We start from the raw sequence: 6,470 nt of genomic DNA, 5'->3' as shown, positions 1-6,470 counted from the left end.
GTGGGAGACGGGGTATCAGGTCTGGGGTAACACGATACAGGAGAAGGACCACGGCAGGGTGGAACAGAACCTGCGTTACCAGGGACAGTACCTCGACAGGGAAACGGGGCTGCACTACAATCTGCACAGGTACTATGATCCGGATGTCGGGCGGTTCATAGTAACGGATCCGATAGGGCTGGCGGGGGGGATTAATCTTTATCAGTATGCACCGAATCCGTTGTCATGGATCGATCCACTCGGTCTATTGGCTGGGTGCTGGAGAAATAAACTTCGGAAAATAGACGATGCGGTGAAAGCTCCTGGAAATGCTGGTCTCAAAATGACACTTAGTCGAAGAGAGGCTAACCGTTTAGGTAAAGAGTTTGTTGGTGAAGGGTATTCAGTAGTACGAGGTAAAAAGGGAGAACTATGGTACATTTCTGCTGATGGAAAACGGATGTATAGAAGTCCTACCCCGAAAAGTTCTGATTATGCAAAAACAGGTAAGCAGGCGAATTTCCACGAACGAAGAAATGTAAATGACAACTGGTGGGATACTCAGCGGGTATCAAACGTACATGTGCATGTGGAATAGAATATGAGATTAGTTATTAAATTCGCATGTGTTGCTGATGGCGTAAATTTACGTGTATGGGAACCAGTGGATCGTAAAACCATAGCAGAGTTTATTTATCTTGAAATTGGTGAAAAAGGAACTAAAAAATCTGATGGGTTTACAATAAGAGTGGCAACACCACAAGGTCTAAAAAATATTTCAGCTAATGAAGGTATTATTGCAGAAAGACCTTTGGTTATTATGGATGAATATAATTTCTCTGAGTTATGGAAATGGCTTGAATGTATAGTTTCTTCTTGTGAGGGAGATACATGGCTTCAATGTGTAGAGTATCTTAGACGTTATTTTGATTGGGAGTATGATAATTATAAACACAACTGATGTTTGTTCATTTTTTAGTAAAGATGTTAGGATTTTTTCTATTCATAAACGGCGTAGGAACTACTATCTGAAGATAGGTTAAAATATTTATCCTGACCCGATAGGACTGGCGGGTGGGCAGGGAAAGATCACGTAACGCAGCTTTTTTATACTAAATAATTCGCACTAAATGTTCAATAATTGAGATATTCCTTATTACCTAAAGCTGTTTTTCATTGCTTATACATGATCAAATACTCCTTACATAATTTAGGAGAACAAAATGGAACTTAAAAAATTGATGGAACATATTTCTATTATCCCCGATTACAGACAAGCCTGGAAAGTGGAACATAAATTATCTGATATTCTACTGTTGACTATTTGTGCCGTTATTTCTGGTGCAGAAGGTTGGGAAGATATAGAGGATTTCGGGGATACACATCTCGATTTTTTGAAGCAATATGGTGAATTTGAAAATGGTATTCCTGTTCACGATACTATTGCCAGAGTTGTATCCTGTATCAGTCCTGTAAAATTTCATGAGTGCTTTATTAACTGGATGCGTGACTGCCATTCTTCAGATGATAAAGACGTTATCGCAATTGATGGAAAAACGCTCCGGCACTCTTATGACAAGAGTCGCCGCAAGGGAGCGATTCATGTCATTAGTGCGTTCTCAACAATGCACAGGCTGGTCATCGGACAGATCAAGACGGATGAGAAATCCAATGAGATCACAGCTATTCCTGAACTTCTTAACATGTTGGATATTAAAGGAAAAATTATCACAACTGATGCGATGGGGTGCCAGAAAGATATTGCAGAGAAGATACAAAAACAGGGAGGTGATTATTTATTCGCTGTAAAAGGAAATCAGGGGCGGCTTAATAAAGCCTTTGAGGAAAAATTTCCACTGAAAGAATTAAATAATCCAGAGCATGACAGTTACGCAATTAGTGAAAAGAGTCACGGCAGAGAAGAAATCCGTCTTCACATTGTTTGCGATGTCCCTGATGAACTTATTTATTTCACGTTTGAATAGAGAGGGCTGAAGAAATTATGCGTGGCAGTCTCCTTTCGGTCAATAATAGCAGAGCAAAAGAAAGAGCCAGAAATGACGGTCAGATATTATATCAGTTCTGCTGATTTAACCGCAGAGAAGTTCGCCACAGCGATCCGAAATCACTGGCACGTGGAGAATAAGCTGCACTGGCGTCTGGACGTGGTAATGAATGAAGACGACTGCAAAATAAGAAGAGGAAATGCAGCAGAATTATTTTCAGGGATACGGCACATCGCTATTAATATTTTGACGAATGATAAGGTATTCAAGGCAGGGTTAAGACGTAAGATGCGAAAAGCAGCCATGGACAGAAACTATCTGGCGTCAGTCCTTGCGGGGAGCGGACTTTCGTAATCTTGCCCTGGTTATTGGGGCCAGTGAGGGTAAAGAATCTCAATGGGTTCGAGTTGAACTTAGCGATGGGAAAATACATGGGCATCCCATATCACTCGATGAATTCCGAAGGCTAACAACACCATGAACATTGATTTCTTAGGAAAAAAAGGGAATGTTGTTTTTAATGACTTTTCCCTGAAGCAAAGTATCCCTCTTAATGAACAGCGAGATGAACTTAAGGAAGATATGCTCCAGGTTGAATATCCAGGTGGGTATCTTTTGGATGTTGGGTGGCGACCATCTTTTGATATAAATGGGAAGTTTTATATTTGTTTAATAAAAGATTTTGATTGGGATATTCCCATTTATAATGGCTCTGCGAAAGATATTGTCTCATTATTATTTGAAATTAACCAAGCTATAAATAAACTTTAAAAAAGCTGGGAGGAAAATTAAATCTTCCCGGCTTTTTATTATTTAATTCTCGTTTAGCACACTAAACGCCCCATCACACATTCCTACAACAAGATTAACTCCACAAATCTCATTTCCCATCGTCTACACTTACTCCTGTAAACCGTTCAGGAGCAGTAATGGATCACCAACTATTAGATGACAGCCCCCTTATCCGCATTTTTGCTTTGCATGCGTTACACAATCTCAAAGAGCGAGGCTTAACGCGCGGGGCGCTTCTCGATTATCACAGCCGCTATAAACTCGTCTTTCTGGCTCATTCCCAGCCTGAGTACCGCAAACTTGGCTCGTTTGTGGCTGATATTCACCGGTGGCAAAATCTGGATGACTATTACAACGAATATCGCCAACGCGTAATTGTTTTGCTTTCTCACCCCGCCAACCCGCGCGATCACACCAACGTTTTGATGCACGTTCAGGGTTATTTTCGCCCGTACCTTGATTCTACAGAACGCCAGCAACTGGCTGCGCTTATCGACAGTTATCGCCGTGGCGAGCAGCCTCTTCTTGCGCCGCTGATGCGTATCAAACACTATATGGCGCTTTATCCTAACGCCTGGCTTTCAGGGCAGCGTTATTTCGAACTTTGGCCGCGTATTTTTAACTTGCGCTATGCAGGAGTTTTATGACCACCCATCTGGTCTGGTTCCGCCAGGATTTACGTCTGCACGATAATCTGGCGCTGGCGGCTGCCTGTCGCAATCCGTCTGCACGCGTGCTGGCGCTGTATATTGCTACACCTCGTCAGTGGGCGACGCATAATATGTCGCCGCGTCAGGCTGAATTTATCAATGCTCAACTTAATACACTGCAAATCATGCTGGCGGAAAAAGGCATTCCCTTGTTGTTTCATGAAGTGGATGATTTTGCCGCCAGCGTTGAAATGGTTAAACAGGTGTGTGAGGAAAACCGCGTAACCCATCTGTTTTATAACTATCAGTACGAGGTGAACGAGCGAGCGCGGGATGCCCTGGTTGAGAAAACGTTGCATAACGTGGTGTGTGAAGGATTTGACGACAGCGTGATCCTGCCACCGGGCGCGGTGATGACCGGCAATCATGAGATGTACAAAGTTTTTACTCCGTTTAAAAATGCCTGGCTGAAACGGCTGCGGGAAGGGATACCGGAGTGCGTCGCTGCACCAAAAGTTCGTAGTAGCGGATCGATAGCGCCCCCGTCATCCATTACGCTGAATTATCCCCGTCAGTCTTTCGACACAGCGCATTTTCCGGTGGAAGAAAAAACGGCGATTGCACAATTACGCCAGTTTTGCCAGAGCGGTGCCGGAGAGTATGAGCAACAAAGAAATTTTCCGGCAGTGGAAGGCACCAGCCGTTTGTCCGCCAGCCTGGCCACGGGAGTATTATCGCCTCGTCAGTGTTTGCATCGCCTGCTGGCAGAGCAACCGCAGGCGCTGGAGGGCGGGGCAGGTAGCATCTGGCTTAATGAGCTGATCTGGCGCGAGTTCTACCGCCATCTGATGACGTATCACCCCTCGCTGTGTAAACATCGCCCGTTTATTGCCTGGACCGATCGCGTCCAGTGGCAGAGTAACCCCGCGCATTTAAAGGCCTGGCAGGAAGGCAAGACCGGCTATCCGATTGTTGATGCTGCCATGCGCCAGCTTAATGGCACTGGCTGGATGCATAACCGTCTGCGGATGATTACTGCCAGTTTTCTGGTGAAAGATTTGTTGATCGACTGGCGCGAAGGCGAGCGATATTTTATGTCGCAACTGATTGATGGTGATTTGGCTGCCAATAACGGCGGCTGGCAATGGGCGGCTTCTACCGGAACTGATGCCGCGCCGTATTTCCGTATCTTTAACCCGACAACTCAGGGCGAGAAATTTGACCGCGAAGGTGAGTTTATCCGCCAGTGGTTACCGGAACTGCGCGATGTGCCGGGGAAATTGGTGCATGAGCCGTGGAAATGGGCGGAGAAAGCAGGCGTGAGGCTGGATTATCCGCAACCGATTGTTGATCACAAAGAAGCGAGAGTACGAACGTTGGCAGCGTATGAGGCTGCGAGGAAGTGGAAATAACAGACGCGTCAGGCAATCGTGCCCGGATGCCGGATGCGGCGTGAACGCCTTATCCGGCCTACTAAATAGTGCAAAATCAATATATTGCAGGGGGAATCCAGGCCTGATAAGACGCATCAGCGTCGCATCAGGCATCGGTGTTGACTTATTAAGACTCCAGCGCCAGCGCACGGTTTCTGAACTTAAGCGCCTGGTACAGCCAAATCATCAGTACCAGCCCCACACAAGCCAGCGCACCCCAGGTGATTTGATCGAACACTTCAATATATGCATTGATGGAGTAGTTGATCGCCCCGGAAGCATCAAACGAAGCTTGCGATGTCTGATCGGCAATGACCCCCGCCAGATAGTTGGCAATCGCACCAGAAAGCAGCATATAAATGCCGGTTAATACACCGGTCACGCCGGGGATTTCAATGCGTGTAATTTGCGACATGGCAACCGGGTCGATAAACAGTTCGGCAAAGCCCATCACCGCCAGCCCCAGCACCATCAGTGGCAGAGAAGAGTGACCATACATTGCAGACCAGCGGGCACTTAAGGCCAGAATGCAGAATCCGGCACTCATCAGGCCGAGGCCAAGTGCAAATTTCCCCCAGATGCGCACGGTACGATTACCCGCGACACTCTCTTTTACGACCCACGCCAGGAACACACCGCACAGCATCACGGCAAAGGCATTAATCGACTGGAACATGGCGGTCGGAACGGTGTAACCAAAAATATCGCGGTTAACGAAACGGTCGATATAAAGGCTGATTGAACTGCCGCCCTGCTGTGCAAAGGCCCAGAACAACATGCTGAAGAAGGTAAGAGTGACAATCAGCCCCAGCTCTTTACGCTGTTTCTGGTTTTCTGCTTTGCGATAAATTTTTGCCAGCACGCCAAGACCAATGATAGTGGCGACAATTAAGGCGTAAACCGACCACTCTTTCCAGAACAATACGGTAATCAGTGCAGGCGTTGCGACCAGCAGAACCAGCAGCCATCCCCAGTTTGGCAGGAGAACGTTTTTCGCACACAGCACCTCTTTGTTAACGCCGCGGGTATGAGCGAAATGACGATTGCCACATAAGAAGATAACCAGCCCGGCGATCATCCCAACCGCAGCCAGGCCAAAGCCCATTGCCCAACTGTACTCTTGCTGGGCATAACCGCAGGCGATAGGTGCGATAATAGAACCCACGTTACCCGCCGCATACATCAGCGAGAAACCGCCATCACGACGTGGATCGGTTGGCTCGTAGAGTTCACCTAGCAGGCAACTGACGTTAGATTTAAACAGACCATAGCCGCAGACGATAATCGCCAGCGAGAGATAAAGGAATGTCGGGTGGATTTCGCTGGCACCCAGCACCAGATGCCCGATCGCCATCAACAACGCCCCCAACATCACTGCCATGCGGTTGCCGAGAACCTTATCCGCGAGGAAACCGCCAAGGATCGGCGTGACATACACCAGCGAACAGTAGGCGCTGAATAACGCGTAAGCGTGAGTATCGTTGTATTTCAGTTGGTTGGTGAGATAGAGAATCAGCAGGGCACGCATGCCGTAGAAGCTAAAATATTCCCAGATTTGTAGCGCGACAACGTAGTAGATAGCGCGCGGCTGTGATGCGTGTTTATTCATA

General features: G+C 46.9%; 6 protein-coding genes and 1 pseudogene. 6 read left to right on the top strand and 1 reads right to left on the bottom strand.

Translation table 11 applies throughout. The annotated features are described in order from the left end of the window. The 6 genes and pseudogenes from C7B16_RS20785 to phrB all read left to right on the top strand — a co-directional run. Nucleotides 1-577 (top strand): RHS repeat-associated core domain-containing protein (locus tag C7B16_RS20785; RefSeq protein WP_143192616.1); only part of this gene is annotated, 577 nt, incomplete at its 5' end. A 3-nt stretch (nt 578-580) separates the two neighbouring features. Beyond that, nucleotides 581-940: an Imm8 family immunity protein gene (locus C7B16_RS20780; protein WP_001241528.1), complete on the top strand. Its 360-nt coding sequence runs from the start codon at nt 581-583 to the stop codon at nt 938-940. A gap of 262 nt (nt 941-1,202) precedes the next feature. Then, nucleotides 1,203-2,339: pseudogene (locus C7B16_RS20775) on the top strand (ISAs1 family transposase). A gap of 123 nt (nt 2,340-2,462) precedes the next feature. Further along, complete coding sequence (locus C7B16_RS20770; protein ID WP_016248474.1) at nt 2,463-2,756, top strand: hypothetical protein; 294 nt, start codon at nt 2,463-2,465, stop codon at nt 2,754-2,756. 158 nt (nt 2,757-2,914) lie between these two features. Continuing rightward, nucleotides 2,915-3,424 carry a YbgA family protein gene (locus C7B16_RS20765; protein ID WP_107180088.1) on the top strand — a complete coding sequence of 170 codons (510 nt, stop codon included), beginning with the start codon at nt 2,915-2,917 and terminating at the stop codon, nt 3,422-3,424. After that, nucleotides 3,421-4,839, top strand: a complete 1,419-nt coding sequence (phrB, locus tag C7B16_RS20760; RefSeq protein ID WP_107180087.1) for a deoxyribodipyrimidine photo-lyase — start codon at nt 3,421-3,423, stop codon at nt 4,837-4,839. Before C7B16_RS20765 ends, phrB begins: the two co-directional genes overlap by 4 nt. A gap of 148 nt (nt 4,840-4,987) precedes the next feature. Here the strand turns inward: phrB and dtpD are convergent, their stop codons facing one another. After that, nucleotides 4,988-6,469: a dipeptide permease DtpD gene (gene dtpD / locus C7B16_RS20755; RefSeq protein WP_001032669.1), complete on the bottom strand. Its 1,482-nt coding sequence runs from the start codon at nt 6,467-6,469 to the stop codon at nt 4,988-4,990. Nucleotide 6,470 lies beyond the last annotated feature (1 nt).

It is taken from the genome of Escherichia sp. 20412-1 (assembly GCF_003027595.1).
GTDB lineage: Bacteria > Pseudomonadota > Gammaproteobacteria > Enterobacterales > Enterobacteriaceae > Escherichia > Escherichia marmotae.
Note: the sequence above shows the minus strand (reverse complement) of the source record. Positions and strands in the feature narration are given on the sequence as shown.